Annotated in this window: 27 protein-coding genes; 17 read left to right on the top strand and 10 right to left on the bottom strand. The window is 63.6% G+C overall.

Translation table 11 applies throughout. The features are described 5' to 3' along the window. Positions 1–31: 31 nt before the first annotated feature. From QM996_RS18610 to QM996_RS18600, 3 genes are all read left to right on the top strand, one after another. Entirely contained in the window at positions 32–376 is a 345-nt protein-coding gene (locus QM996_RS18610) for an arsenate reductase (RefSeq protein WP_500268693.1), read from the top strand. Between the two features lie 21 nt (positions 377–397). Then, positions 398–871: an aminoacyl-tRNA deacylase gene (gene ybaK, locus QM996_RS18605; RefSeq protein WP_500268692.1), complete on the top strand. Its 474-nt coding sequence runs from the start codon at positions 398–400 to the stop codon at positions 869–871. 125 nt (positions 872–996) lie between these two features. After that, positions 997–1584: a dual specificity protein phosphatase family protein gene (locus QM996_RS18600; RefSeq protein WP_500268691.1), complete on the top strand. Its 588-nt coding sequence runs from the start codon at positions 997–999 to the stop codon at positions 1582–1584. A gap of 283 nt (positions 1585–1867) precedes the next feature. On the opposite strand, the gene QM996_RS18595 is transcribed toward QM996_RS18600, so the two are convergent. Further along, on the bottom strand, positions 1868–2323 hold the full coding sequence (locus tag QM996_RS18595) for a MarR family winged helix-turn-helix transcriptional regulator (RefSeq protein ID WP_500268690.1): 456 nt from the start codon (positions 2321–2323) through the stop codon (positions 1868–1870). A gap of 84 nt (positions 2324–2407) precedes the next feature. Between QM996_RS18595 and QM996_RS18590 the strand changes: the two genes are divergently transcribed. The 3 genes from QM996_RS18590 to QM996_RS18580 all read left to right on the top strand — a co-directional run bounded on the left by QM996_RS18590 (position 2408) and on the right by QM996_RS18580 (position 5396). Further along, entirely contained in the window at positions 2408–3079 is a 672-nt protein-coding gene (locus tag QM996_RS18590) for a glutathione S-transferase family protein (RefSeq protein WP_500268689.1), read from the top strand. An 88-nt stretch (positions 3080–3167) separates the two neighbouring features. Beyond that, positions 3168–4055 (top strand): MBL fold metallo-hydrolase, encoded by an 888-nt coding sequence (locus QM996_RS18585; protein ID WP_500268688.1) that lies wholly within the window; start codon positions 3168–3170, stop codon positions 4053–4055. Positions 4056–4142: 87 nt separating this feature from the next. After that, a complete protein-coding gene (locus QM996_RS18580; RefSeq protein ID WP_500268687.1) occupies positions 4143–5396 on the top strand; it encodes an aminopeptidase in 1254 nt (417 codons plus the stop codon). A gap of 131 nt (positions 5397–5527) precedes the next feature. Here the strand turns inward: QM996_RS18580 and QM996_RS18575 are convergent, their stop codons facing one another. Continuing rightward, on the bottom strand, positions 5528–6406 hold the full coding sequence (locus QM996_RS18575; RefSeq protein WP_500268686.1) for an EamA/DMT transporter family protein: 879 nt from the start codon (positions 6404–6406) through the stop codon (positions 5528–5530). Between the two features lie 101 nt (positions 6407–6507). On the opposite strand from QM996_RS18575, the gene QM996_RS18570 reads away from it, so the two are divergent. Next, complete coding sequence (locus tag QM996_RS18570) at positions 6508–6990, top strand: MarR family winged helix-turn-helix transcriptional regulator (RefSeq protein ID WP_500268685.1); 483 nt, start codon at positions 6508–6510, stop codon at positions 6988–6990. Positions 6991–7098: 108 nt separating this feature from the next. Here QM996_RS18570 and QM996_RS18565 read toward each other — a convergent pair whose 3' ends face one another. The 3 genes from QM996_RS18565 to QM996_RS18555 all read right to left on the bottom strand — a co-directional run bounded on the left by QM996_RS18565 (position 7099) and on the right by QM996_RS18555 (position 11259). Continuing rightward, positions 7099–7689, bottom strand: a complete 591-nt coding sequence (locus tag QM996_RS18565) for an NAD(P)H-dependent oxidoreductase (protein WP_500268684.1) — start codon at positions 7687–7689, stop codon at positions 7099–7101. Positions 7690–7759: 70 nt separating this feature from the next. Then, the gene (xseA, locus tag QM996_RS18560) at positions 7760–9364 is read right to left on the bottom strand and encodes an exodeoxyribonuclease VII large subunit (RefSeq protein ID WP_500268683.1); all 1605 of its coding nucleotides are present in this window, start codon (positions 9362–9364) and stop codon (positions 7760–7762) included. Between the two features lie 74 nt (positions 9365–9438). Further along, positions 9439–11259, bottom strand: coding sequence for a hypothetical protein (locus tag QM996_RS18555; RefSeq protein ID WP_500268682.1), 1821 nt, complete (start codon positions 11257–11259; stop codon positions 9439–9441). A gap of 172 nt (positions 11260–11431) precedes the next feature. On the opposite strand from QM996_RS18555, the gene QM996_RS18550 reads away from it, so the two are divergent. From QM996_RS18550 to QM996_RS18535, 4 genes are read left to right on the top strand one after another with little or no spacing between them, the layout of a single operon-like run. Continuing rightward, entirely contained in the window at positions 11432–12460 is a 1029-nt protein-coding gene (locus QM996_RS18550) for a glycosyltransferase family 2 protein (protein ID WP_500268681.1), read from the top strand. Then, entirely contained in the window at positions 12457–13161 is a 705-nt protein-coding gene (locus tag QM996_RS18545) for a class I SAM-dependent methyltransferase (RefSeq protein ID WP_500268680.1), read from the top strand. Before QM996_RS18550 ends, QM996_RS18545 begins: the two co-directional genes overlap by 4 nt. A 9-nt stretch (positions 13162–13170) precedes the next feature. Beyond that, positions 13171–13533 (top strand): DMT family transporter, encoded by a 363-nt coding sequence (locus QM996_RS18540; RefSeq protein ID WP_500268679.1) that lies wholly within the window; start codon positions 13171–13173, stop codon positions 13531–13533. Positions 13534–13547: 14 nt separating this feature from the next. After that, complete coding sequence (locus tag QM996_RS18535; protein ID WP_500268678.1) at positions 13548–13760, top strand: hypothetical protein; 213 nt, start codon at positions 13548–13550, stop codon at positions 13758–13760. 3 nt (positions 13761–13763) lie between these two features. Here the strand turns inward: QM996_RS18535 and QM996_RS18530 are convergent, their stop codons facing one another. Next, positions 13764–14543, bottom strand: coding sequence for a helix-turn-helix domain-containing protein (locus QM996_RS18530; protein ID WP_500268677.1), 780 nt, complete (start codon positions 14541–14543; stop codon positions 13764–13766). 129 nt (positions 14544–14672) lie between these two features. Here QM996_RS18530 and QM996_RS18525 point away from each other — a divergent pair, with 129 nt between their 5' ends. Then, positions 14673–15077, top strand: a complete 405-nt coding sequence (locus QM996_RS18525; RefSeq protein WP_500268676.1) for a hypothetical protein — start codon at positions 14673–14675, stop codon at positions 15075–15077. A gap of 69 nt (positions 15078–15146) precedes the next feature. Here the strand turns inward: QM996_RS18525 and QM996_RS18520 are convergent, their stop codons facing one another. Beyond that, positions 15147–16133 carry a Gfo/Idh/MocA family protein gene (locus tag QM996_RS18520; RefSeq protein ID WP_500268675.1) on the bottom strand — a complete coding sequence of 329 codons (987 nt, stop codon included), beginning with the start codon at positions 16131–16133 and terminating at the stop codon, positions 15147–15149. A 300-nt stretch (positions 16134–16433) separates the two neighbouring features. On the opposite strand from QM996_RS18520, the gene QM996_RS18515 reads away from it, so the two are divergent. Beyond that, the gene (locus tag QM996_RS18515; protein ID WP_500268674.1) at positions 16434–17384 is read left to right on the top strand and encodes an aldo/keto reductase; all 951 of its coding nucleotides are present in this window, start codon (positions 16434–16436) and stop codon (positions 17382–17384) included. A 147-nt stretch (positions 17385–17531) separates the two neighbouring features. Here the strand turns inward: QM996_RS18515 and QM996_RS18510 are convergent, their stop codons facing one another. Together QM996_RS18510 and QM996_RS18505 are read right to left on the bottom strand one after the other, a co-directional pair. Next, positions 17532–18167 (bottom strand): hypothetical protein, encoded by a 636-nt coding sequence (locus QM996_RS18510; RefSeq protein ID WP_500268673.1) that lies wholly within the window; start codon positions 18165–18167, stop codon positions 17532–17534. Between the two features lie 91 nt (positions 18168–18258). Further along, positions 18259–19149 carry a LysR family transcriptional regulator gene (locus QM996_RS18505; RefSeq protein WP_500268672.1) on the bottom strand — a complete coding sequence of 297 codons (891 nt, stop codon included), beginning with the start codon at positions 19147–19149 and terminating at the stop codon, positions 18259–18261. Between the two features lie 246 nt (positions 19150–19395). Here QM996_RS18505 and QM996_RS18500 point away from each other — a divergent pair, with 246 nt between their 5' ends. The 4 genes from QM996_RS18500 to QM996_RS18485 all read left to right on the top strand — a co-directional run bounded on the left by QM996_RS18500 (position 19396) and on the right by QM996_RS18485 (position 21926). Beyond that, positions 19396–20391: an aldo/keto reductase gene (locus QM996_RS18500; RefSeq protein ID WP_500268671.1), complete on the top strand. Its 996-nt coding sequence runs from the start codon at positions 19396–19398 to the stop codon at positions 20389–20391. Between the two features lie 29 nt (positions 20392–20420). Beyond that, entirely contained in the window at positions 20421–20573 is a 153-nt protein-coding gene (locus QM996_RS18495; protein ID WP_500268670.1) for a hypothetical protein, read from the top strand. A 136-nt stretch (positions 20574–20709) separates the two neighbouring features. Further along, a complete protein-coding gene (locus QM996_RS18490; RefSeq protein ID WP_500268669.1) occupies positions 20710–21069 on the top strand; it encodes a nuclear transport factor 2 family protein in 360 nt (119 codons plus the stop codon). Positions 21070–21404: 335 nt separating this feature from the next. Then, positions 21405–21926: a hypothetical protein gene (locus QM996_RS18485; RefSeq protein WP_500268668.1), complete on the top strand. Its 522-nt coding sequence runs from the start codon at positions 21405–21407 to the stop codon at positions 21924–21926. A gap of 332 nt (positions 21927–22258) precedes the next feature. Here QM996_RS18485 and pheT read toward each other — a convergent pair whose 3' ends face one another. Then, the gene (gene pheT, locus QM996_RS18480) at positions 22259–24685 is read right to left on the bottom strand and encodes a phenylalanine--tRNA ligase subunit beta (protein ID WP_500268667.1); all 2427 of its coding nucleotides are present in this window, start codon (positions 24683–24685) and stop codon (positions 22259–22261) included. Between the last annotated feature and the right edge of the window lie 57 nt (positions 24686–24742).

Below are 24742 nucleotides of genomic sequence, written 5' to 3'. Positions count from 1 at the left end.
GGAGTTGCGCACGACGATATTGGGGCATGGAATGACGGCTACGATCTACGGCATCAAGAACTGCGACACGATGAAGAAGGCGCGCACCTGGCTCGACGGCCGTGGCATCGCCTACCGCTTCCACGACTACAAGGCCGAGGCCATCGACCGCGCGCACCTCGAACGCTGGTGCAAGGAAGCCGGGTGGGAAACGGTGCTGAACCGTGCCGGCACCACCTTCCGCAAGCTCGACGAGGCTGACAAGCAGGGTCTCGATGAGGAAAAGGCGATCGCGCTGATGCTGGCGCAGCCCTCAATGATCAAGCGGCCCGTGCTCGAAGCCGACGGCAACCTGCTGATCGGGTTCAAGCCCGACCTCTACGAGGCGACGCTGTAACGCCTGATCCGGAGCTAGACGATGTCGAAGACCACGCGCGCCACCCAGACGCTTTCGAAGGCTGGCGTTACCTTCACGGTGCACAGCTATGACTACGATCCCAGTGCCGAGCGCGTCGGCCTGCAGGCGGCGGAAGCGCTCGGCGAGGATCCGAGCCGGGTGCTGAAGACGCTGATGGCCGAGGTCGACGGCAAGCCGGTCTGCTGCGTCGTGCCCTCCGACCGCGAAGTCAGCATGAAGAAGCTCGCCGCCGCTTTCGGCGGCAAATCGGCGGCCATGATGAAGCCGGCGGATGCCGAGCGGCTGACCGGCTACCACGTCGGCGGCATCAGCCCGTTCGGCCAGAAGAAGCTGGTGCCGACCGCAATCGAGGAGGCAGCCCTTGCCGAAGCCGCGGTCTACATCAATGGCGGCCAGCGCGGGCTGCAGGTCCGGCTTGCGCCGCGCGACGCCCAGGCCGCGCTGAAGGCGATCGCCGCACCGCTGATCGCCTGATCTCTGCCATCAAAATTTCATGGATGGCCTATAGGAGCAGCCAGACGGGATGCGGAAATCCCCGATGGTTTTCCGCCCGCAGCGCGCTCACGACCGGGAGCGTGGGGTCGCTTCGGAGTCGTTTCATGGCATCTGCAAGGTTTCTGCGCGCGAAGCGTCTTCTCAAACGCCTCGTCGTCGGCACGGTTGCGCTCGTTGCAGCCCTGGTCCTCTATCTCGTTGGTCTGCAATGGACCGGCAACTTCCACACGCTCGTCGCCGGTGAGGTCTACCGTTCGGCGCAGCCGACCGCCGAAGCGATCGCCGCCTATTCCAAGGCCTACGGCATCCGCACCATACTCAATCTGCGCGGCGAGAAACCGCACGAACGCTGGTATCGCGACGAGGTCGCCGCCACCGAGCGCAACGGTATCCGGCTCATCAACTTCCCCATGTCCGCCTCGGCGGAGATTGACCGCAAGGAAACCGATGCCCTGATGGCGATCCTCCGCGACGCGCCGAAGCCGCTGCTGATCCATTGCAAGGCCGGCGCCGACCGCACCGGCCTCGTCTCGACGATCTACCTGCAGCAGATCGCCGGCGTCGACGAGGAAACCGCCGAGTGGCAGCTTTCGCCGCTCTACGGCCATGTGGCACTGCCCTATCTGTCCGGCACCTTCGCCATGGACGAGACCTGGGAAGCGCTGGAGAAGTCGTTCGGCCTCAGCAGCTGAGGGCGGCCACGCGCTGATCAGACGCGAGCCACCTGCCCGACCTTGCCCCTCATCCGCCTGCCGGCACCTTCTCCCCGCAGGCGGGGCGAAGGAAGCGTGTGGCACCCGGCTCGCCTCAACAACGGCCACCTCTGCTTCCCGTGATGGCGGCTCCGTTCGACAGCGTTGCGAGGGGGCAGGTCCCCTCTCCCCGCCTGCGGGGAGAGGGTGAGGGTGAGGGGCAATGTGCGTGGCAGTCACCGTCCGATTGTCCGCCGTTGCACTCTTCTTGAGCCCAAATGCCTTACCGCAGCTTCGCCAGCAGCGCCGCCAGCTGCCTCGCCTCGGCCGCGGTCAATCTGGCGCCGACATGGGCTTTGATCGACGGGCCATAGGTCAGCCACATGCGTTCACGCATCGTCCGGCCGGCCTCGGTGATCACCACCCACTGGCCGCGACCATCGGCGTCGAAAGCTTCGCGGCGGACCAGACCTTCCTTCACCAGCCGATCGATCAGGCGGGAGAGGTTGTATTGCGCCAGCAAGGTGCGCGCCTCAATCTCGAAGGGGCGCAGACGGCCGCCCTCCGCCTGCACCAGCTCCCACAACACGTCGTACCACCCAAGCGGCGGCAAGCCTGCAGCCTTGAAGTCGGCCTCGATCCGAGCAAGCACGCGCTCACGGGCGCGCATCAGCCCAATCCAGGCTTCGGTCGTTTCCGCGCTCGGGCGCTTTGCTTCGTTTTTTGTCTCGCTGGCCATAGATGCAATTACATCCATCTTGAAAGTCAAAGCAAGCCTACATACATGCAAATGCATCTACCTTGCCTCAACCGGGAGACTGCCATGCTTACCCTCGTCAGCCACCATCTCTGCCCCTATGTGCAACGCGCCTCGATCGCGCTCGACGAAAAAGGCGTTCGTTTCGAGCGGACCTATATCGACCTCAAGTCCAAGCCCGACTGGTTCCTGAAGATCTCGCCTCTCGGCAAGGTGCCGCTGCTCCAGGTGCCGCAGCAGGGCGGCGAAGCCGTGCTGTTCGAAAGCTCGGTCATCGCCGAATATGTCGAGGAGACTCAAGCCGGCCCGAGGCTTCACCCCGAAAATGCGCTGGAGCGCGCCCGGCATCGCGGCTGGATGGAATTCGGCTCGTCGATCCTTTCGGAGCTCTGGGGCTTCGAGACCGCCAAGGACCAGGCAACCTATGAGCAGAAGCGCAACGCGATCGCCGGCAAGCTCGCGACCATGGAAGCGGCACTCGGCGACGGTCCCTATTTTGCCGGCGCCGGTTTTTCCCTCGTCGATGCGGTTTTCGCACCGATCTTCCGCTACTTCGACCTCTTCGACACGCTCGCCGATCACGGCATCTTCGATCGCCTCGATCGAGTTCGCGCCTGGCGAAGGGCGCTCTCTGAGCGGCCGAGCGTCAAGGCGGCAGTGACCGCCGATTACGGCGAGCGGCTAATGGCCTTCCTCAGGGATCACGACGCCTACCTGCTGCGTGCGCGAGAGGCATAGGCAGATAGGATCGCAGCCAGCATCCCGTCCTTCAGTTTCGTTTCGCACTGGCCTATGACAGCACCAAGCCATGCGGGAGGAGCTGCACATGACGGACCTGACCTCGACCTTGACGATCCTGGAGCCCTACCCCGGCCTCTATGCCTATTATGACGGGCGTATCGCCGGGGTGCGGCTCCACTCGCAGGCGCCGAACTGGCTCGATGATGGCGCCTATGAACTCGGCATCGCCTCCTATGCCATCGTCGATGGCCGCGAGGCGCTGGTCTATGACACGCATATTTCGCTCGCCCATGCCCGCGCGATCCGCGATCACCTTGAAAGCCTCGGCGTCACCTCGATCCGCGTCGTGCTCAGCCATTGGCACAAGGATCACGTGGCCGGGAACGCCGTCTTTGCCGATTGCGAGATCATCGCACTCAGGCTGACGGCGGAAAAGCTTGAGGAAAATCGCGAACGGATCGAGACGGCGACGCCGCCGATCCATCCCCTCGTCATGCCGAACCGGCTGTTTACTGAGACGCTCACGCTCACAATCGGCGAACGTCGGGTCGAGTTGCATCACTTCGCCATCCACAGCGCCGACGGCAATGTCATCTGGCTGCCCGAGGAGAAGCTGCTGCTCGCCGGCGATACACTCGAGGATACGACGACCTTCATTAGCGAGGCCGATCAAACGGAGACGCACATCGCGGAACTCAGGCGTCTACGGCAATGGCCGATTGCTCGGATCCTGCCCGCCCACGGCGAGAGCGAGCGCATCGCCGCCGGCGGCTACGGGCCGGAGCTGATCGACACCAACCGCCGCTACATCGAGCGGCTGACGCATGCGATCGAGACAGGTGCTGCCATCGGCACGCTCGCGGAATTCGCCGCCGAGGAGATCGGCTCCGGCGCGATCGTCTATTTCGCGCCTTACGAGGCAGTGCACCGGAGCAATGTCGAACGGATGAGGGCTGCCCTCGCGGCACGCTAACCGCGGAACGATGCCGGGCAATCAGCCTTCATTTTCGCCGCAAAGCGCTCTAAGTCTTCTTCTTCCGATTCAAAAGACAGGCAGATCATGACCTATCCCGCCAATACGCCCAATCCCATCGATCCTGTAAAACTCGATAAGCTTGCAGAAGTCGCGATCCAGGTCGGCCTGCAGCTCCAGCGCGGCCAGGACCTGGTGATGACCGCGCCGGTCGCGGCAATGCCGCTGGTGCGCCTGATCACCAAGCACGCCTACAAGGCGGGTGCAGGTCTGGTGACGACGCTCTACTCCGACGAAGACACGACACTGGCACGCTACGCCTACGCTCCGGACGAGAGCTTCGACCGCGCGAGCGACTGGCTGTTCGAAGGCATGGCCAAGGCCTTTGCCGGCGGCGCTGCGCGCCTGGCGATCTCCGGCGACAACCCGATGATGCTCTCGGCGCAGGACCCGGCGAAGGTCGCGCGCGCCAACAAGGCGAATTCGATCGCCTACAAGCCGGCGCTTGAAAAGATCTCCAACTTCGACATCAACTGGAACATCGTCTCCTACCCGAACCCGTCCTGGGCAAAGCTGGTCTTCCCTGATGATCCGGACGCGGTTGCCGTCGAAAAGCTCGCCAACGCCATCTTTGCGGCCTCGCGCGTCGATGTCGCCGATCCGGTGGCGGCCTGGAAGGAGCACAATACCAACCTCGCCCGCCGCTCGGCCTGGCTGAATGGCGAGCGCTTCGCAGCCCTGCACTTCACCGGCCCCGGCACCGACCTGACGGTGGGATTGGCCGATGGTCATCTGTGGTGCGGCGGTGCGTCGGAAGCCAAGAACGGCATTATCTGCAATCCGAACATCCCGACCGAAGAAGTCTTCACGACGCCGCACGCGCTGCGCGTCGAAGGCCATGTCTCCTCGACCAAGCCGCTGTCGCACCAGGGCACGCTGATCGACAACATTCAGGTGCGCTTCGAAGGCGGCCGGATCGTCGAGGCGAGGGCATCGCGCGGCGAGGAAGTGCTCAACAAGGTGCTGGACACCGACGAGGGCGCGCGCCGGCTCGGCGAAGTGGCGCTGGTGCCGCATTCCTCGCCGATCTCGGCCAGCGGCATCCTGTTCTACAACACGCTGTTCGACGAAAACGCCTCCTGCCACATCGCGCTCGGTCAGTGCTATTCGGGCTGCTTCGTCGACGATGCCAAGCTGACGCCGGAACAGATTCGCGCCCAGGGTGGCAATTCGAGCCTGATCCATATCGACTGGATGATCGGCTCCGGCCAGGTCGACATCGACGGCGTGCGTGCCGACGGCAGCCGCGTGCCGGTCATGCGCCAGGGCGAGTGGGCCTGATCTCGCGATCAGGAGCCGGTTCCCCTTTTGTGAAAGCCATCGGGGCCGCCGCAGGAATGCCGCGGCCTCTTCGTTAACAAACCGGCCGGCCGGCACTGCGAGACGCTTGCCCTGTGGTTGCAAGCCCGCGCTCAGGCGCGGGCAGGTCGCACCCTGGGCAGCAAGTGTGCGCGCTGGCTGAGCCAGACACTGGCGAAGACGACGAGGATACCGAGGGCCTGGACCGGCGTCAGTTGCTCGCCAAGCACGCCCCAGCCGAGCAGGATGGCAACGACCGGGCTCAGGAAGCCGAGCGGCGAGACGGCCGACGGCTCGAGGCGTGAGAGGCCGCGGAACCAGAGCAGATAGGTGAAGGCGGCGCCGATCAGGCCGAGATAGGCCAGGCCGAGAACGTTTGCCGCCGTCAATGAAGGCAGGGACGGTTCGAAGAACAGCGCTACCGGCACGAGAAGCAGGCCGCCGGCCGCCAGTTGCCAGGCGGTGAAGGTGAGCGGCGGCACCGGCGGCGCCCAATGGCGGCTGAGGACCGTACCGAAAGCCATGGAGACAGCGCCGGCGAGACCGGCGAGCACTCCGAGCGGATCGAGCGTGGCGCCCGGCGTCAGAACCAGAAGGCCGACCCCGACGATACCTGCAAGGCCGGCCGCGACGCTGAGAGTCCGGATCGGCGAGCCGAGGAAGACGCGCGACAGCAGGATGACGATCAGCGGCTGGACGGCGCCGACCGTGGCGGCAACGCCGCCCGGCAGCCGGTAAGCCGAGACGAGCAGCATGGCCCAGAAGAAGGAGAAGTTGAGCGCGCCGAGGATGAAGCTTCGCGGCCACCAGATACCCTCAGGGAGACGCCGTACGATGAGCAGCAGCAGGAGCCCTGCCGGCAGGGCCCGCAGCATCGCGACCGTCAGCGGATAGCCTGACGGCAGGAACTCCGTTGTGACGAGGTAAGTGCTGCCCCAGATGGCGGGCGCCAGCGCAGTCAAGGCAAGGTCGGCAGTGCGGTTCGCGCTCATATCTCTACCTAAAGAATCTCTACATCAAGATAAATTCAGACTATCACAGTTTATCTCTACGTCAAGATATCCTATAGCTGTTGGAACAATGGAGGCTTCGGATGGACCGCGTCGACAGGATACTGGCTCAATGGCACCGGGAACGTCCGGATCTCGACGTGTCGGCCATGGGCCTGCTCGGCCGGCTCTCGCGGCTTTCGACCCATATCGACCGGGAGATCGAAAAGACCTTTGCCGAACGCGGCCTCTCCGCTTCGAGCTTCGACGTGCTGGCGACGCTGCGCCGCTCCGGGCCGCCTTATCGGCTTTCGCCCGGCGAGCTGCTGGATACCACCATGGTCAGTTCCGGCACCATGACCAACCGCATCGACCAGTTGGAGAAAGCCGGTCTCGTCGAGCGGATCGCCAATCCCGAGGACCGGCGCAGCGTCATCATCACCCTGACGGAGGAAGGGCTGCGCCGGGTCGACGAGGCGGCGACCGCGCATGTGGCAAACCAGCATCGGGTCGTTTCCGAGCTCTCGCCGGAGGAGCGTGCGACGCTCGACCGGCTGCTGCGAAAGTATCTGGCGGCGTTCGAGTAGACGCGGCTGGAGCATCCCGCTTTCAAGTGAAATCGCTGGAAGCGGAAAGATGCTCCAGAAACAAAGTGCTGGAGCGACCTTAGTGCGTGCATCTGAACGCACGGCGCCCTAGATTCTGGCGACCAGCCGACGGACACGGGCGAGATGCGCCTTGCGCTTGGCGTCGGTCGCCCGGTCCATGTCGTGCAGCGCGAGCATGCGGAAATTCAGGCCCTTGGCGCAGAAGGCGGCGATGCCGCGCTTCAAAAGCCGCTTCACCGGATTGCCCATATAGAGGTGCACCACCCACCACGGCGAGCCGGTCGTCGTCAGCGCCCAGAAGAGCTTGATGTTGTGAAGGCGCGGGATGATGCGGCCGCCGGCCGGATCGTTGTCGAAGGCGATGCCCGGCGCGAAGACGCGATCGAAGAAACCCTTGAGGATCGCCGGAAAATTGAACCACCATTGCGGAAAGACCAGCACAAGGCCATCGGCCGCCTGCAGTCGCGCAATCCAATCGGTGGCGGCCGTTCGATCATAGGCCTCGGTAAAGTAGCTGGCGCGCTCGGCAACGCTCAGGCGCGGATCGAAATCCTCGCGATAGAGATCGAGCAGGTCGACGATGTGGCCGTTCGCTTCCAGCGCCGCTCGCGCCTCACGCGCAACGCTTGCGGCAAAACTGTCTTCGAGCGGATGCGCAAGCACGAGCAGAATACGCATGGTTCTCCCATCCCGCCCAACCGGGGACCTAAACGCTTTGCCGGATTCCGACCGGAGATCGTGCGGCTGCCTAGAACAGGCTGCCCTGCTTCGGCGGGTCGCCCGTCGGCTCCGAGGGCTTCATCTGCTTCTTGCGCGGCGCCGGCGTCTGCGGGGCGGGTTCGTCGCCGCCGTCGCCGGCAATTGCCGAAACTCGACCATCGGCGAATTCCAGACTGAGCGCCATGCCGGCCGTCACGGCCGCAGCCTGGCGCACCGGACCGCCTTCGGCATCGCGGACCAGCGCGAAGCCGCGCTGCAGGACGTTGCGATAGGAAAGGGATTGCAGGATGCGGTCCTGGGCGACGATGACGCTGCACAGGCGGCGAATATCCGCGCGCACGGCTGCATCGGATCGGGCGGCGAGCCCGGCGACACGATCCGTCGCGCGATGGATCTGACCAAGCAGCCGCGACGGCAACGTCCGCAACGAGGCGTCTGCCGCCGAAACCCGCGCCTCCCCGCGATGCACCTGCCGCTCTACGATGCGCTCGGCCCGGTTCATGGCATCGACGATGCGCTGGCGGCGCTCGGAGAGCTTGCCCTTGAGAAGATCGGCGCGAAGTTCGGTCGAGACGCGCTCGAACTGGCGCCGCTTGTTGGCCGTGTTCATCGTGAGGCCGCGCCCGAGCCCAAGGGCGGCCTCGTCGAAGCGGCGGCGCGGTAGCGCCAGCAACTGATCGAGCGACGGCAGCGCGCGCGCCAATGAGCGCACCGCCTGGCGGCGATTGTCCATCTGCCGCCCGACGGCGGCCTTGAGACGGGCCGAGAGGCCGGAAACCGCGGCTTCGAGATCGGCCTTGACCGGCACCGCCATTTCGGCAGCACCGGTCGGCGTTGGCGCCCGCTGGTCGGCGGCATAGTCGATCAATGTCCAGTCGGTCTCATGCCCGACAGCGGAAATCAGCGGGATCTCGGAAGCGGCCGCGGCGCGGACGACGGCTTCGTCGTTGAAACCCCAGAGGTCCTCGAGGCTGCCGCCGCCGCGGGCAACGATCAGCACGTCTGGCCGGGCCATCGCGCCGCCGGGCTCGATCGCGTTGAAGCCGCGGATCGCTGCCGCCACCTCGTCGCCCGAACCATCGCCCTGCACCCGGACCGGCCAGACGACGACGTGCACGGGAAAGCGGTCGGCGATGCGGTGCAGGATATCCCTGATGACCGCACCCGTGGGCGACGTCACGACGCCGATCACCTTGGGCATGTAGGGTAGCGGCCGCTTGCGGCCGGCATCAAAGAGGCCTTCGGCGGCGAGCTTGCGCTTGCGCTCTTCCAGCAGCGCCATCAGCGCGCCGGCGCCGGCCGGTTCCATTGATTCGATGACGATCTGGTACTTCGACGAGCCCGGGAAGGTCGTGACCTTGCCGGTCGCGATCACTTCCATGCCTTCCTCGGGCCGGAAGCGCAGGCGCGAGAACGTGCCTTTCCAGATCACCGCATCGATGCGCGCCCGATCGTCCTTCAGCGCGAAATAGGCGTGGCCGGACGAATGCGGGCCGCGATAGCCGGAGATCTCGCCGCGCACGCGCACCTGGTCGAAAGCCTGCTCGACCGTGCGCTTGATCGAGCCGGAAAGCTCGGACACCGAATATTCGGTGAGGTTGCTCGGAGAATCGCTGTCGAAGAAAGAAGCCATGGCTTCTTTTACCGCACCCTTGGCCGAAGGCCAGCACATCCGTTGCGCTTTCCACCCACCGACCGCAGGCGCGCTCAAGGTTTCAGGGCATAGAGCCGAATGGGCGCGCCTGCCGAAACCGGCAGGGGCGACAGGAACGCCGGCACGCGCCCGGCGGCAAGCTCGGCATAGAAGCCTTGCGGCGCCCTCGCGGCGATCATTTGCGCCTGAGCGTCCGCGGCGCAGAAGGCCAGCACCGGATGCCCCAGTTGGCGCAGCATGACCTCCGCTTCTTCCGGCCGCGCCAGGCCGATCTTCAATTCCGCGAGCATGCCGACGGCATTGCGGTGATAGGGCGCGCTCAGCACGCGGTGCTGCGTGTAGCGAAGGAGGGCCGCACCAATATCCGATGGGCCGACAACGAACGACGGCGGCAAGCCTTCCAGATCTGTCAATGACGCCGCCGTCAGGCACGCCTCACCGTTCGAGGCTACGGTTTCGCTTGCCACGAGTCCCCCGATGCCCTTGTCGACGAACGTTCCGGCCATGGCCCATACCGCCGGAACCGAAATGAGCAGCGTGCCGACGTAAAGGAGAGAGGCGCCCATCCCTGCCGTTCCGCCGCTTGAGCGGGCGCGAAGGTCGGTGAGCAGCGACGCGATCGGCACAATCGCCAGGAGATTGGAAAAGGCCATCCCGCGCACCTGGACGAGCGCGATCATCAGGCTCGAAAACACAAGCGCGAAGAGGATGAGGTTGAGATCGATCCTGTCGCGACGCCAGATGCGCCAGGCGCAAAGAAGCGCGGCAAATGCACCGGCGAAATAGTAGGCCCCGATGCTGGCGGGTTCCGTCGCTGCAACGGCTGCGAAGGAACGTGCCTCGGTGACGTTGTCGAGCCACAGCTCACGGAGCAGCGGATCGAGCCCTGCCAAAGGATTGCCCAGGCATTGCGGCGCCACCAGCAGTGCCACGACAATGACGCCGAGGCCGCAGGCGCCAAGGGCGAAGAACCGCGCGACGGTCGGTCGAGTGCTGACCATTGCCGCGGCAAGGGCCAGCAATCCGCCTCCGGCCAGCGCCAGCGAATAGAAGGCGATCGAGAGATTGTCGCAGGTCGCAGCCAGATAGAGGCGCGGCGGCACGGTCACGAAGAAGAAGAGGCTCAAGCTTGCAGCGAGCGAAAGGCCAAAGGCAACGGTAGCCCGCGCAGCCTGCCGGCCGACGGGGGCCCACTGGCAGGCGACGACGGCGCAGACCATGGCCACAAACGGCGTCGTTTCCGCACCAATGGCGATCGCCAGCGCCGCCGCCAATCCTGCCATTGCGTAGCTGGACGCCCGATACTGCCGATCGACGAGCATCGCCAGCATGACCGCGACCAGGACCAACTGCACGTTATGATGATCGATCGCCCCCCCGAGAAACCGGTTCGAGGTGGCGATGAACAGCGCCGTCAACCCCAGACAGAAATGCATGGCCGGCGTGCCGCCGACACGGCGCCCGGCCAGGCCCATTGCCGCGAGCAACGGAATCGTCAGGCAGATCGGCCATATCGCCAGGGCCAGGACTTCCGCCTGCAATGCACCGACAAAGGGTCGGAGGAGAGCCATGAGCCCGGCGATGGGCAGATCAATCAGCCGCGACCAGTGCATCAACGTTCCGCCCTCGAGGCCGAGGCGGACCTGCGTCAGATCGAACCAGCTTTGGCCGGCCAGCAGATCGCGCACTTCAACCAATCGCATGACATCGTCATTGTCGCGGCCGACATAGTCAGTCGCCCTCAGGAACTGGACGACGACGAAGAGGATGATGGGCGCACCGTAAACGAGCACCGCCGAGGGCAATCTCGACCAGAACCGCCTCGGTGCAGGCGCCGTCGCCATGTCTGATAGTGCCGCAGTGCCGCTCGGCATGGTTTCCCGTCCCTCTTGCTCTCGCGGCATCATAAGGAGACGCGATCAAGAAAGCGTAAAACCCGAGGGGCGGGAGCGACCTTGTCGAGCGCTCGGCGCGACGCTCCTTGGCGTCTTGTTAACACCCTGATGCCTATGATGGCGCCGATCCAACAGGAACCAAGCCGCCCGGATGTTCGAACGTTTCAACATCGCCGTTCTCTTGCCGTGCTACAACGAAGCCTCGACCATCGGGCAAGTCGTTCAGGGCTTCCAGACGGCGCTGCCGACGGCCCGCATCTACGTCTACGACAACAACTCGACGGACGGCACGGCGCTGAAGGCCATGGTTGCCGGCGCGACCGTCGTGCGCGAACGCCGGCAGGGCAAGGGGCATGTGGTGCGCCGGATGCTCGCCGATATCGACGCCGACATCTATGTCATGGCCGACGGCGACAGCACCTACTGCCCGACGGATGCGGAAGATCTCGTACGCACCCTGATCACCGAGCGCGCCGACATGGTCGTCGGGACGCGACGCGGCGTCCATGACGACGCCGGCAGACAGGGGCACGCCCTTGGGAACCGCATCTTCAACCTTCTCTACCGATCGATGTTCGGCACGGACTTCAATGACATTTTCTCCGGCTATCGCGTCTTCTCGCGGCGGTTCGCCAAGAGCTTCCCGGCCGTTTCCAACGGCTTCGAGATCGAGACAGAGATGTCGGTCCATGCCTCGCGACTTAAACTGCCGGTCGCTGAACTCGAACTCGATTACGGCCGGCGGCCCGAAGGCTCCCATTCCAAGCTCTCGACCTTCAAGGACGGCGCCAAGATCCTCTGGACCTTCGTGATGCTGATGAAGGAAACGCGGCCGTTCACCTTCTTCGGCCTCATCAGCCTCGCTTTCCTGGCGGCCAGTTCAATTTTCATGACGCCGGTCCTAATCGAATATTTCGCGACAGGACTCGTGCCCCGCATGCCCACCTGGGTCTTTTCGCTGGCCCTGCTCCTGGTCTCGATCATGATGTTCACGGCCGGTCTGATCCTCGATTCCGTCTCGCGCGCCCGCACCGAGCAGCTTCGGCTGCACTATATTGCGACACCCGCACGGGCTGCGCCGGCCGAGAGCTTGAATGCGGGCATCGCTCCCTCCCCGTTCGACGGCCAGGAAACCGGCCCACAGCCAACGCCACGGATTGTTCGGGAACGCCACCGATGAACCGGGAAACTACCAACCGCATACGCTTCATCATCGAAGACGTCATCCCGCCGATCCTCCGGGATTCGCGGCTTTTCAAGGGCATGGCCAGCCTCGCCTGGGGCAAGCATATCGCGCATCTTGCCGAGTTTCGCGCGCGTGCGCCGTTCCTGTCGGCGCGCGAATACGAAGATCTCTACCGCCTGCATCCAAGGGTCCACGAGGGAACGGACAATTCCGAAGCCTGTGTCCGCAAGATCGCGGCAGGCATCGTCGGCGACAGCGTCTGCGACGTTGGCTGCGGGACCGGCGTTCTGTTGAAGCGTATCCGAGAGGCCAATCCAGGCCTTCAGCGACTCACGGGCGTCGACTTTGCCATCGACGATGCAGCCCGGATCGAGGGTGTGGAGTACCATGCGGCGATGATCGAGGAGCTGCCATTTGCCGATGGCGCGTTCGATACCGTCGTCTGCACGCACGTCATCGAGCATATCCTCGACTACCGCAAGGCGATCTCCGAGCTTCGCCGGATCACCCGCCGGCGCCTGATCATTGTCGTGCCGCGGGAGCGCGAGTATCGCTACACATTCAACCCGCACTTCAATTTCTTTCCCTACACCCACTCCTTCCTTCGCGCGATGCATCCGGTTCCAGCCGAACACGAGTGCATCGATATCGGCCGCGACATCTTCTATCGCGAAGACAAAGCTCTGGCAGTGTGAGGCGTGGCGATGAATCTCAATCTGGCGCCCACCGTCTGGTTCGGACTGTTTTTCACACCGGTGCTGATTTCGGCCGGGCAGATCCTCTTCAAGCTGACAAGCGCCAAGACCGGCGACGCCAATGCTCACGGGCTGCTGGCGCTGGCCCTCAGCCCAACATTGCTCACGGCCTTGGCCGTCTATGGCATCGGCACGATCATCTGGATCTTCACGATCAAGTCCGTGCCGCTGACGATCGCCTATTCGTTCATGGCATTGACGTTCTGCCTCGTACCGCTGCTTGCCGCCGTCTTCCTCGGCGAGGCCGTGACGCTTCGCTACGCGCTTGGTGCCGCGCTGATCATCAGCGGCATGATCATCATCAATTCGTAAGGGCGCCCGGGACCATGATCGTCACCGCTTCCTTCCTCCTCGGCATCATCACATGCGGCCTGTGCTCTCCGCGTCTCTGCATTCTGGTTGGTGCGGTCCTGCTGGGTTTGGCTGGCGTCAGCGGCAACTGGATCGAAGCGGCAGCAGCGATCGGCGCCTACAATATGGGTCTCGCCCTTATGCTGTGCGGCGCCATCGCCATCGACCTGCAGCGCGGCCAGCAGTAGCGCTCATCCCTTTCGTTCAAAAAACGCCTTGGTCTCCTCGTCCGCGGGGAAGAAGGATTCGATCAGCACGCCTTCCACCAGGGCATCCTGGGTCGAGCCGAAGGTCTGCAGCGTGGTGATGAAGCTCAAGCGCAGGCCGCCGACATCGAGCTCGATCGGCAGCACGGGCAGCCGGTCGGTGTGGGGGTGGTCTTCGATCGCCCGCTCGACCCCCGGGCTCGACGCGGCCTTCGCCAGGCGTTTGCCGAGGCGGCTGCGTGGCCCCTGCAGCCAGGCCTCGGTGCGCACGCGCTGTACGAGATCAGCCGCCGCGGCCTCCCAGTTGACCACCAGCTTGCGAACGTTTTCGTTGCGGAGGAACGCGTCGAGGAAGTTTTCTCCAGGCTGGAACGGAATGTCGGCAGCCGCGGCCAGGCTCGCCAGCGCCGGATTGACGACGAGCAGCGTGTATTCATGGTCGAGCACCAGGCCGGGATAGGGATCGTGGCGGGCAAGGATCAACCTGATGGCATTGGCGACGGCCGGCGGCATGGCATCCAGCCCTGCGGCCGGGTGCGTCGCCATGCGCGGCCGATAGCCGGCTGCCGAAAACAGCGTTCCCTGGTCGCGGGCCGGAATATCCAGCACCGAGGCCAACCGCAGGATCATGCCCTCCGACGGTCTTGAGCGACCGGTTTCGAGGAACGACAGGTGCCGCGCCGAGATGCCGGCAGCGCCCGCGAGGTCGAGCTGGCTCATGCGGCGATGGCCACGCCATTCCTTCAGATGTTCGCCAAATTGCATATGTCCTGTTTCTCCATTTGCCCGGCAGAGTGACGCGTGTGCCAAGTAAAATCCATTACCTCTGAGGTAATTGGTTCGATGACGTCATCAAAGCAATATCCGGCCATCAACAAACGAATGGAGCCGAAAATGAACCTCTCGAACCGCAGCCTGCTCAACAAGACCTTCCTCGCCGACGGCGCTTTCTCGCTGGTCACCGGCGCCGTCCTGATCCTCGACGCGGCATCCTTGGCCGCGTTGACCAGCCCCGCCGCAACACCCGTCATGATGAAGGTGGTCGGCGTTGGACTGCTGATCTGGGGGATCTTTCACCTCTCGGCGGCGCGCAATGGCGGCCCGGTAACGGCAGCGGCGCGCATCAGCATTGCCGGCGACGTGCTCCGGCAGGTGGCGAGCCTGGCGCTGCTGCTCACGACCTATGGCTATCTTTCGTCGGCGGGCATCGCCCTCGTCTTGATCGGCATGATCGGTGTCGCCGACTTCCTGTTCTTCAAGCTGCGGGGACTGGGGCGGGAGCGCGCCGCCGTCGCCTGATGGGCACAAGAGATCGGGAAGGAGGTCCGCCGGCCATGCCGGCGGGCCTCCTCGCATTCTCCAACCAGCTCAGATGGTCTCCCAGCCGTCCTTGGCGCTGGCGCGGTAGATCGCGTCGATGAATCTCTGGTTGAGGCGCGAATTCTCGAGCGTCACCACTTCCTCGGGCTCGCCCTTGGCGGCGCGCGAGAAGGCTTCCGCCTGGAGCTTGTACTGGCGCGCATCCTGAAAGCGGAAGAGCTGGGACTGGGCGTGGTTCTGATTGGTGAGTTCCACCTCTTCACGGCCGTAGCGGTCGGCGTTGAAGGGCGATTTCACCTCGATGAAGCCCTTGTCGCCGTGGAAGACCATGATCTGGCGGGCGGCGAGCTGGGTGGAGATATAGAAGCTCAGCTCGAAATCGCCGAAGTCTGCCCGCACGCTCGAATAGATGTCCGTGCCGAATTCCGGATCGCGATCGGTGTTTGCCTGAACCCGCACCGGCTCCTGGCCGGTGACGAAGCGGGTGGTGATCGTCGGATAGACGCCGATATCTGGCAGGCCGCCGCCGCCGAGCGCGGGAATGTTGCGCATGTTGTTGGGGTCGCGGTTGAAATAGGTGAATGCACCCTGGACGTGGCGCAGCCGGCCGATCGCACCTTCGGCCAGCAGCGCGCGCACCTTGCGCCAGACGGGGCTGTAGGTGACCATGAAGGCTTCGGCGATCAGCACCCCATTGCGATCACGCGCGGCAATCAAGGCGTCGATCTCGGACGCGCGCAGTGCGATCGGCTTTTCGCAAAGCACGTGCTTGCCGGCATTGGCGGCCTTCACCGACCATTCGACGTGCTGCGCCGTCGGCAGCGGGATATAGACCGCATCGATGACGTCGGAGGTCAGCATGTCCTCATAGGAGCCGAAGGCATGCGGTGCCGAGAAGCGATCGGCCATGGCCCGGGCTTTTGCGAAGTCGCGGCTGGCAATGGCCGAGACGACGCAGTTTTCCGCATCCTGAATGGCGGGCACGACGAGATCGCGGCCGATCTTGGCCGTGGACAGAATTCCGAAACGTAACATGGCGGCGCTCCCTGATTTTGTGACCGAGACTACTGCATGTTTCCTTAAATTTCCTGCAACTTAAGGATAAAAACATGCAGCAACTCAAAGTGCTACAGCGAACTTAGCGCGTCTAAAGACGCGCGGCGCTGTAGCGCCGAGGTACGTACCTATCGAGCGGTTGATGTCGTTCCGACCGAGATTCCCGTTTCGCAGAAAAAAGCCGGCAACCGGGTGACAATGTCAGCTTTTCCGCCCTATCTTTCCTTCGCAATCCTCCCGATCGCGATATGCTTCCATCCCTTCCAATGGAGCGAACCCATGGAAAAACTGAGACTTGGCCGCACTGACCTGGAAATCGCGCCACTCGTCTTCGGCGGCAATGTCTTTGGTTGGACCGCCGACGAAAAGACGTCTTTCGCCCTGCTCGATGCCTTCTTCGACGCCGGCTTCAACGCCATCGATACCGCAGACGTCTATTCCTCCTGGGCGCCCGGCAACCAGGGCGGAGAATCCGAAACGATCATCGGCAAATGGCTGAAACAATCGAAGCGACCGCGCGACAGGGCAGTCATCGTCACCAAAGTCGGTTCCGAACTCGCGCCCGACCGCAAGGGACTTTCGCGCCGCTGGATCCTGCAAGCGGTCGAGGATTCGCTGCGGCGGCTTCAGACCGACCATATCGACCTTTATCTCTCCCACTGGCCGGACCCGGAAACGCCCTATGAGGAGACGCTTGCGGCCTATGACCAATTGCTGTCCGAAGGCAAGGTCCGCAACATCGGTGCCTCCAACCTGAATTCGCTGCAGCTGCGCGAGGCGCTCGACATATCCGCGACCCACGGTCTCCCGCGTTATGCGGTGCTGCAGCCGGAATACAACCTCTACGACCGCGATGCCTTCGAGGGACCGCTGCGTGACCTCTGCATTTCGGAAGAGATCGGCGTGATCACCTATTTCGGACTGGCGCGCGGCTTCCTGTCGGGCAAGTACCGAACACACAAGGACCTCGAAGGCTCGGCGCGCGGCAGCGGCGTCGAGAAATATCTCGACGGACGCGGCATGCGCATCCTCGGCGTGCTCGACGATATTGCCGCCGAAACCGGTGCGACCCAGGCAGAAATTGCGCTCGCCTGGGTGCGGACGCGCAAGGGCGTCACGGCACCGATCGCCAGCGCCACCAGCCTCGCGCAGTTGGAGAGCCTCATTCGTTCTGCTCGGCTGGATTTGTCGGATGAAGCGATCCAGCAACTCAACGATGTCGGCGAATGACGGGCCAATCCAACACGATGGCTTGACGATACGCTGCGGCCGGCGACGACGAGGCGGACTGGCGCCGGCTCTACTGCCACACCGAAGCCGGCCAAGCGGCGGCGCGGCGGCTCTCTGACGCTCCTCGGCGACCGATGCGCATGTGCGCTACAAGGTCAGTTTCGGCACATTCCGCAAATCCGGAAATCCGGCATAGGCCTCGGCATGGCTGCCGCCCTGGTTGGCCATGCCGGCCTTCGTCAGGACGCCGCGCGGCTGCACGAAGCTCATGATCCGGCGCGCGGGCCGCTCGTGCCACTGGATGTTGAACGCCCAGAGCTTCGGGAAGAAACAGAGCGAGGCATAGGGCAGGTGGTCGTGGATCCACCAGGCGATCGACTGCCAGCCGCCGATCTCGCCGCGCCGATCCCAGACCCACGGGATGACGATGCAGGCGGTGGCGCCGATACATCCGTCGGCGTCGCGCATGTCCCATATATGGTCGGCGGCCGAAGCGGCATTGGTCGAACAATTGAGACCATTGGCGTTGCCGAAGCCGTTGACGGCGCGGTTGCGGTAACCGGAGCGAATGACGAGGCGGCCGAAGGTCGCTTCCAGCGGCTCCAGCAAATCTTCGCAGAGGCGCCGCCCCGCCTCGATCGCGAGGTCCGGATCGTCAGGGATGTTCGGAATGCGGTAGAAATCCGCGATCTCCGAATGCAGGAACTCGCGGAAGAAGAAGTTCCGGGAAAGCCGCACGCGACCGAGATCCTCAAGACCTTTCATCGATCCGGGCTTCTTCATCGTTTTCCTTTCTCATCCGAACAAACGGAGTGCGCGAACCAATGGCATTCCAGATCCGGCTGAACCGCGCCACCCGATTCCCGAGCGGTTGCTATCCGCTGTGCCGGAAGAAATCGATGAAGGCGCGCAGTGCCGGCCGCATCTGCCTGCGGCTCGGATAATAAAGAGAGGGGCCGGCATAGGGCGCGCACCAGTCTTCCATGACACGCTCCAGCCGCCCTTCGGCGATCGCGGTCTCGACGCGGGAAAGAAAAAGATAGGCCAGGCCGGCACCGCCCATCGCCGCCTTGATGATCGGCCTGTCCTCGCCGAGGATCAGCGGGCCTTCGACCGATACCGTCAGCTCCTCGCCGTCCTTCTCGAACTCCCAGCGATAGAGCGTGCCATTGGAGAAGCGCCGGCGGATGCAGCGATGCTGAGCGAGATCGCGCGGATGCTGCGGCCGACCGTGGTGCTCGAAGTATTCGGGCGACGCGACGACGGCACTTTCGAGCTCCGGCCCGACCCTTACCGCGATCATATCGGCCTCCAGGCTTTCGCCGAGCCTGATGCCGGCGTCGTAGCCCTCTTCGACGATGTCGGTGAAACCATCCTCGTTGGCGATTTCCAGCACGATCTCGGGATAAAGGTTCAGGAAGGCCCCGAGCCGCGGCGCGAGGATGAGATCGGCGGCAAACCGCGGCGCCGTGATGCGCAGGTTGCCGGCGGGACGCTCGCGGGCATCGGCGGCGGCTTCCAATGCATGGGCGATCTCCTCCAGCGCCGGCGCCAGCCGTTCGAGCAGCCGGCGCCCCTCCTCCGTCGGCGCGACGCTGCGCGTGGTGCGCGCCAGAAGGCGAATGCCGAGGCTCGCCTCGAGGCTGCCGACGGCATGGCTTACCGCTGACGGCGCCACGCCCAGTTCTCGGGCGGCCCCGCGAAAGCTGCCATGGGCGGCAACGGCCGCCAATACCGCGAGTTGGGAGAGCTGCGTTCTGTTCATTGATCGAAATAATAGAACAGCCCGTGAGAATTGACAGTGATTTTCAGCCGCCGCGCATGGGCCTATTCTTCAATCGTCGCCAACGTCGGACGGAGCGAAGAGTTCGTCAGCATTGGCACAGAGGAACCGTCGTTCGCCCACGCGGGGCGTGACGGCGGCGCCCGACCATCAATTCACGCCTCGGACGATAGACGTGCCCTCCCCGCGCGCTGGTTCCGATGCGTGGCAGCCAGACAAGGAAACGACATGAAGACCCGCAAACTCGGGAATGACCTCACCGTCTCCACCATCGGCCTCGGATGCATGGGCATGAGCTTCGCCTATGGCGCCACGGACGAGACGGAATCGATCCGCACACTCCACCGCGCGGTCGATCTCGGCATTACCTTCTTCGACACGGCCGAAGTCTACGGCCCGTTCGAGAACGAGAAACTGCTCGGCAAGGCGCTCGGTCCCCTCCGCGACAAGGTGACGATCGCCACGAAATTCGGCTTCCGCATCGAAGCCGGCGCGCCGGCAGCCCAGGCGATCAAGGGCGTCGACGGACGGCCGGAGCATGCGAAGGCGGTGGCGGAAGCCTCGCTCAAGCGGCTCGGCACCGATGTCATCGATCTCTACTACCAGCACCGCGTCGACCCCGAAGTGCCGATCGAGGACACCATCGGTGCCATGGCCGAACTGGTGCGCGAGGGCAAGGTGCGGGCGATCGGCCTTTCGGAAGCGAGTGCCGCCACCATCCGCCGGGCTCACAAGGTTCATCCGATCGCCGCTGTTCAAAGCGAATACTCGCTGTGGTCGCGTGACCCGGAAGAAGACGTGCTTGCCACCTGCCGCGAACTCGGCATCGGCTTCGTGCCCTATAGCCCGCTCGGGCGTGGCATGCTGACCGGCGCCCTGCGCAAGGCCGAGGATCTCGAAGCCGACGATTTCCGACGCTCGCTGCCGCGTTTCCAGGCGGAGAACTTCGACGCCAATGCGCGGCTGGTCGAAACGCTTGCGGCGCTGGCGCAGGAGAAGGGCATCACCGCCGCTCAACTCGCGCTCGCCTGGGTCATCAACCAGGGCGATTTCATCGTGCCGATCCCCGGCGCCCGCAAGCTCAATCATCTGGAGCAGAATGCTGCGGCCGCAGACATCACCCTCACGGTCGAGGAATCCCGCCGTCTCGCCGACGCTCTCTCTCCGGCATTGGTCGCCGGCAAGCGCTATACGGACGCCTCGCTGGCGCTCACCAACCGTTGAGCTGGAGCGCTTCCCGGTGAAGCGGAGTCGTGGAAACGCTCTATCTCTTTGTTTGCACCGCATTTCCTGACGGAAAACCGCTTCGCACTTTTCCTGGCTATGCTTTGTTTGCACCGCATTTCCTGACGGAAACCCGCTTCGCACTTTTCCTGGAAATGCTCTGTTTCCACCGCATTTCCTGACGGAAGACCGCTTCGCAGTTTTGCTGGAAATGCTCTATTTCTCCCCGCCTTCCGTGAAGGGCGGGGAGCTCCCCATCGAAATTCCAGCCGGACGCACTACCTCTCAACCAACGGCAACAAATCCGGAGGAGCGGGAATGTCCGACGAGCAGGCGATCAGCGCAGTGGTGCACCTCTATGTCGACGGCATGGCCTTTGCCAACGAGGGCGCTCTGCGCAAGGCGTTTCACCCCGATGCGGCGATTATCGGCAACTACAACGGCGCGCTCGAATGGACGACGCGCGAAGGCTTCATCAAGACGATCGTCGAGGCGGGGGCTGCGCCACCTGGAACCCAGCCGGAGATGGACGTGCAGAAGATCGATATCACCGGTGATGCCGCAACCGTGAGAGTGGTCGACAGTTTCGCCGGCGAACGTTATTCCGACCATCTGTCACTGGTGAAGATCGACGGGCGCTGGGTGATCGTCAACAAGGTCTTCCATCAGCACCTATAGGCCCCGGTCCGCAAGCGCCCGCGTAAAGTTGGCGACCGACTACTTGCTGCACTCTGCGGCAGCAAGTGTCCTCAGATGGTTCCTAACTCACACTCCCCTCAATTCTCTTTGGACTCGATTAACCATATCGATTCATCGACTCACCGTGTCTAGACGGCTCATGTGAGCGAAATCGCGGCCGACAAGTGCGAGAATCGTACACGGCCCTCCAATATCACTCGACTTCTCCGAGTCCGTTAACCTTTTGTTAACTTTTTCTCGGTGCGATACGGCTATAAAATTGCAGACTTACTGAAGACTTGACTTAGTCCAGTGTTGCGAGACATAGTTGGAGCATGGCGAATCTTAGAGAATTTATCGAGCAGCGACGGTCGGAGATTTTACGTCAAATCAGCGAACTAAAGGCTGAGTTGGCCGAACTAAAGCTGGCCGAGGCTGCGATTAAGTCTGGTGTAATCCCTGCCGGCGGAACTCGACCTGATACTAGAGACCGCGGGACAATAAAAGAAATGGTCGTGGACGTGCTTTCGGGTCGACCGGACGGAGCCGAGGCCAGCGATATTCTACAACTTATCTTGAATTCATTCGGCGAGGAGATTCCCAGGTCAAGCCTTTCTCCACAGCTAAGCCGACTTAAGGAGGAGGGCACAATAGTTCTTCACGGGAGAACCTGGAAGCTTTCGGAATACGACGAGGGCTCAGATGGTGAGACATCTGAGCCCTCAACTGAAGGGGGTGGTGCAGTACGGGAGCCGGACTCGTCAATCAGGATACCCGAGGGTGCAAATCCCTCCACCTCCACCGAGACAGTACATCCGTCGTTCACGAGAACTTCGGATGAAGACATTCCCTTCTGACAGGGAATACCTTGGTCCAACCAATTGTAGATGACCGGACCACGCGTCTATTTGAACAGCTTCACCATACCTTTGGTGATTCGGCCGCGCAAGCGTCATCTATTTTTACTAGCGGAGTAACGCTATGCAGATGACGGAAGAGATCGCGAGAGCCATTAAACTGCTTGCGCGAGATAGACCAGAGCTAATGCAACACGAAATCGCGGCACTTCTGGCCATCAATCAAGGCCGTGTCAGTGAAGTGCTTACGAACAAGCGCTTTTCCCACGTAACTCTCTAGCAAAAGCTGCTCCCCCCGAAAGCTAAACTCTACACTTCGGGGGGAGGTCAGTTCAAGCGCGCAGCACGCCGCCCGTCGACTTCGTCACGTTGGCGACGATCTTGGCGGTGAGTGCCTCGAAGTCCTCGTCGGTCAGCGTGCGCTCGATCGGCTGGATGGTGACTTCGATGGCGATCGACTTCTTGCCTTCGCCGAGCGAGGCGCCTTCGAAGACGTCGAAGACGCTGACGCCCGTCACCAGCTTGCGGTCGGCACCGGAAGCGGCGCGCAGGATGGCGCCGGCTTCCACCGCCTTGTCGACGACGAAGGCGAAGTCGCGCTTCACCGCCTGGAACGGCGAGAGATCGAGCGCCGGCTTGGTCCGTGTCGCCTTCTTCTTCGGTTCCGGCATGGCGTCGACATAGATCTCGAATCCGCAAAGCGCGCCCGAAACGTCAAGCGCTTCCAGCGTCTTCGGGTGGAACTCGCCGAAGGAGCCGAGAACGATCTTCGGCCCGAGCTTGATCGTGCCGGAACGGCCTGGGTGATACCAGGCGGGGCCGCCCGGCTCGAACTGGACATTGCCCATCGGCACGCCGCAAGCTTCGAGAACGGCAATCGCGTCGGCCTTGGCATCAAAGACGTCGACCGGCTTGCCACCACCCTTGGCCGCATTCGACCAGAGACGGCCGGCGCCGTTCAGCGAGGCCGTGCCGCGGCGGATGCCACCGGCAACGCGGCGCTGGGTTTCAGGCGTATCGCCCTCATAGGTGCCGGAGACTTCGAAGATCGCGACGTCGCCGAAGCCCTTGTCGGCATTGCGCTGGGCGGCCGTCAGGAGACCCGGCAGCAGCGACGGGCGCATATCCGACATGTCGGAGGCGATCGGGTTCGCGAGCTTCAGCGCCGGCGCACCGCCGCCGAAGAGCTTCGCCTGTTCCTCGGAGACGAACGACCAGGTGACCGCTTCCAGCATGCCGCGGCTTGCAAGTGCGCGCTTGGCAAGGCGGGTGCGGATCTGCAGCGTCGTCAGGATCTTGCCGTTGACGGTGCCGTGGCTCGGCAGGGGGGCGGCGACGATGTTGTCGACGCCATGGATGCGCATGACCTCTTCGACGAGGTCGGCCTTGCCGTCGACGTCCGGGCGCCAGGACGGAACCGAGACCTTGAAGCGCTCGCCCGAGCCTTCGACGCCGAAGCCGAGCTTCTTCAGGATCGAGACGCTCTCATCCGACGAGACTTCGAGACCGGTCAGGCGCTTTACCTCGGAAACCGGGAAATCGACGATCTTCGGCGTGTGCCCGGCATAACCGACCACTTCCGCCTTGGCCGCCGTGCCGCCGCAGAGTTCGAGCACCAGCTCGGTCGTGCGCTCGAGGCCAGGCACCATGTATTCCGGATCGACGCCGCGCTCGAAGCGGTAGCGCGCATCGGTGATGATGCCAAGCGTGCGGCCGGTCTTGGCGATGTTCATCGGATCCCAGAGCGCCGACTCGATCAAGACGTCGGTGGTGTTCCCGTCGCAGCCGGAGTGCTCGCCACCCATGACGCCGCCGATCGATTCGATCGCCTTTTCATCGGATATGACGACGTTGTTGGGCCCGAGCTTGTATTCGCGCTGGTCGAGTGCCAGCACGGTCTCACCTTCCTTGGCGCGGCGGACCGTCAGGTTGCCCTTAACCTTAGCGGCGTCGAAGACGTGCATCGGCCGGCCCTGGTCGAAGGTCATGTAGTTGGTGATATCGACCAGCGCGTTGATCGGGCGCAGGCCGATCGCCAGCAGGCGCTGCTGCATCCACTTCGGCGACGGGCCGTTCTTGACGCCACGCACCAGACGCAGCGAAAAGCCAGGGCAGAGATGCTTGTCATCGCCGAGGTCGAGCGTCAGCTTTACCGGCGTGTCGCCTTCGACGGCGAAGGACGGCGCCTTCCGCGCCTTCAGCGTGCCGAGGCCGGAGGCGGCGAGGTCGCGCGCGATGCCGTAGACGCTAGTGCAGTCCGGCCGGTTCGGCGTGAGGTTGATCTCGATCATCGGGTCGTCGAGGCCGGCGTAGGCGGCGTAGCTCGTGCCAACGGGCGCATCGACGGGCAGGTCGATGATGCCGTTATGATCGTCGGAGATCTGCAGCTCCTTTTCCGAGCACATCATGCCGCGGCTCTCGACGCCGCGGATGGTGCCGACGGCGAGCGTCACGTCGATGCCGGGCACATAGGTGCCGGGGGCGGCAAAGGCGCCGACGAGGCCGGCACGCGCATTCGGTGCGCCACACACGACCTGGATCGGGGCGCCCGAGCCGGTGTCGACCATCAGCACCCTGAGCTTGTCGGCATTCGGATGCTGCTCGGCCGAAACGACCTTGGCGATCACGAAGGGCTTGAAGGCGGCCTTGTCGTCGACGTCCTCGACCTCAAGCCCGATCATCGTCAGGCGGGCGCAGATTTCCTCGAGCGTGGCGTCGGTTTCAAGGTGATCCTTGAGCCAGGAAAGCGTGAATTTCATGATTTCACCTGTGTCCTAGGAGCATTTTGCAGTCAGGTGGCATCACCTGACGTCGCA

It is taken from the genome of Sinorhizobium chiapasense (genome assembly GCF_045277575.1).
GTDB classification, from domain to species: Bacteria; Pseudomonadota; Alphaproteobacteria; order Rhizobiales; family Rhizobiaceae; genus Ensifer; species Ensifer chiapasense_A.
The sequence above is the reverse complement of the archived record's forward strand: the minus strand, read 5'-3'. Positions and strand labels throughout refer to the sequence as shown.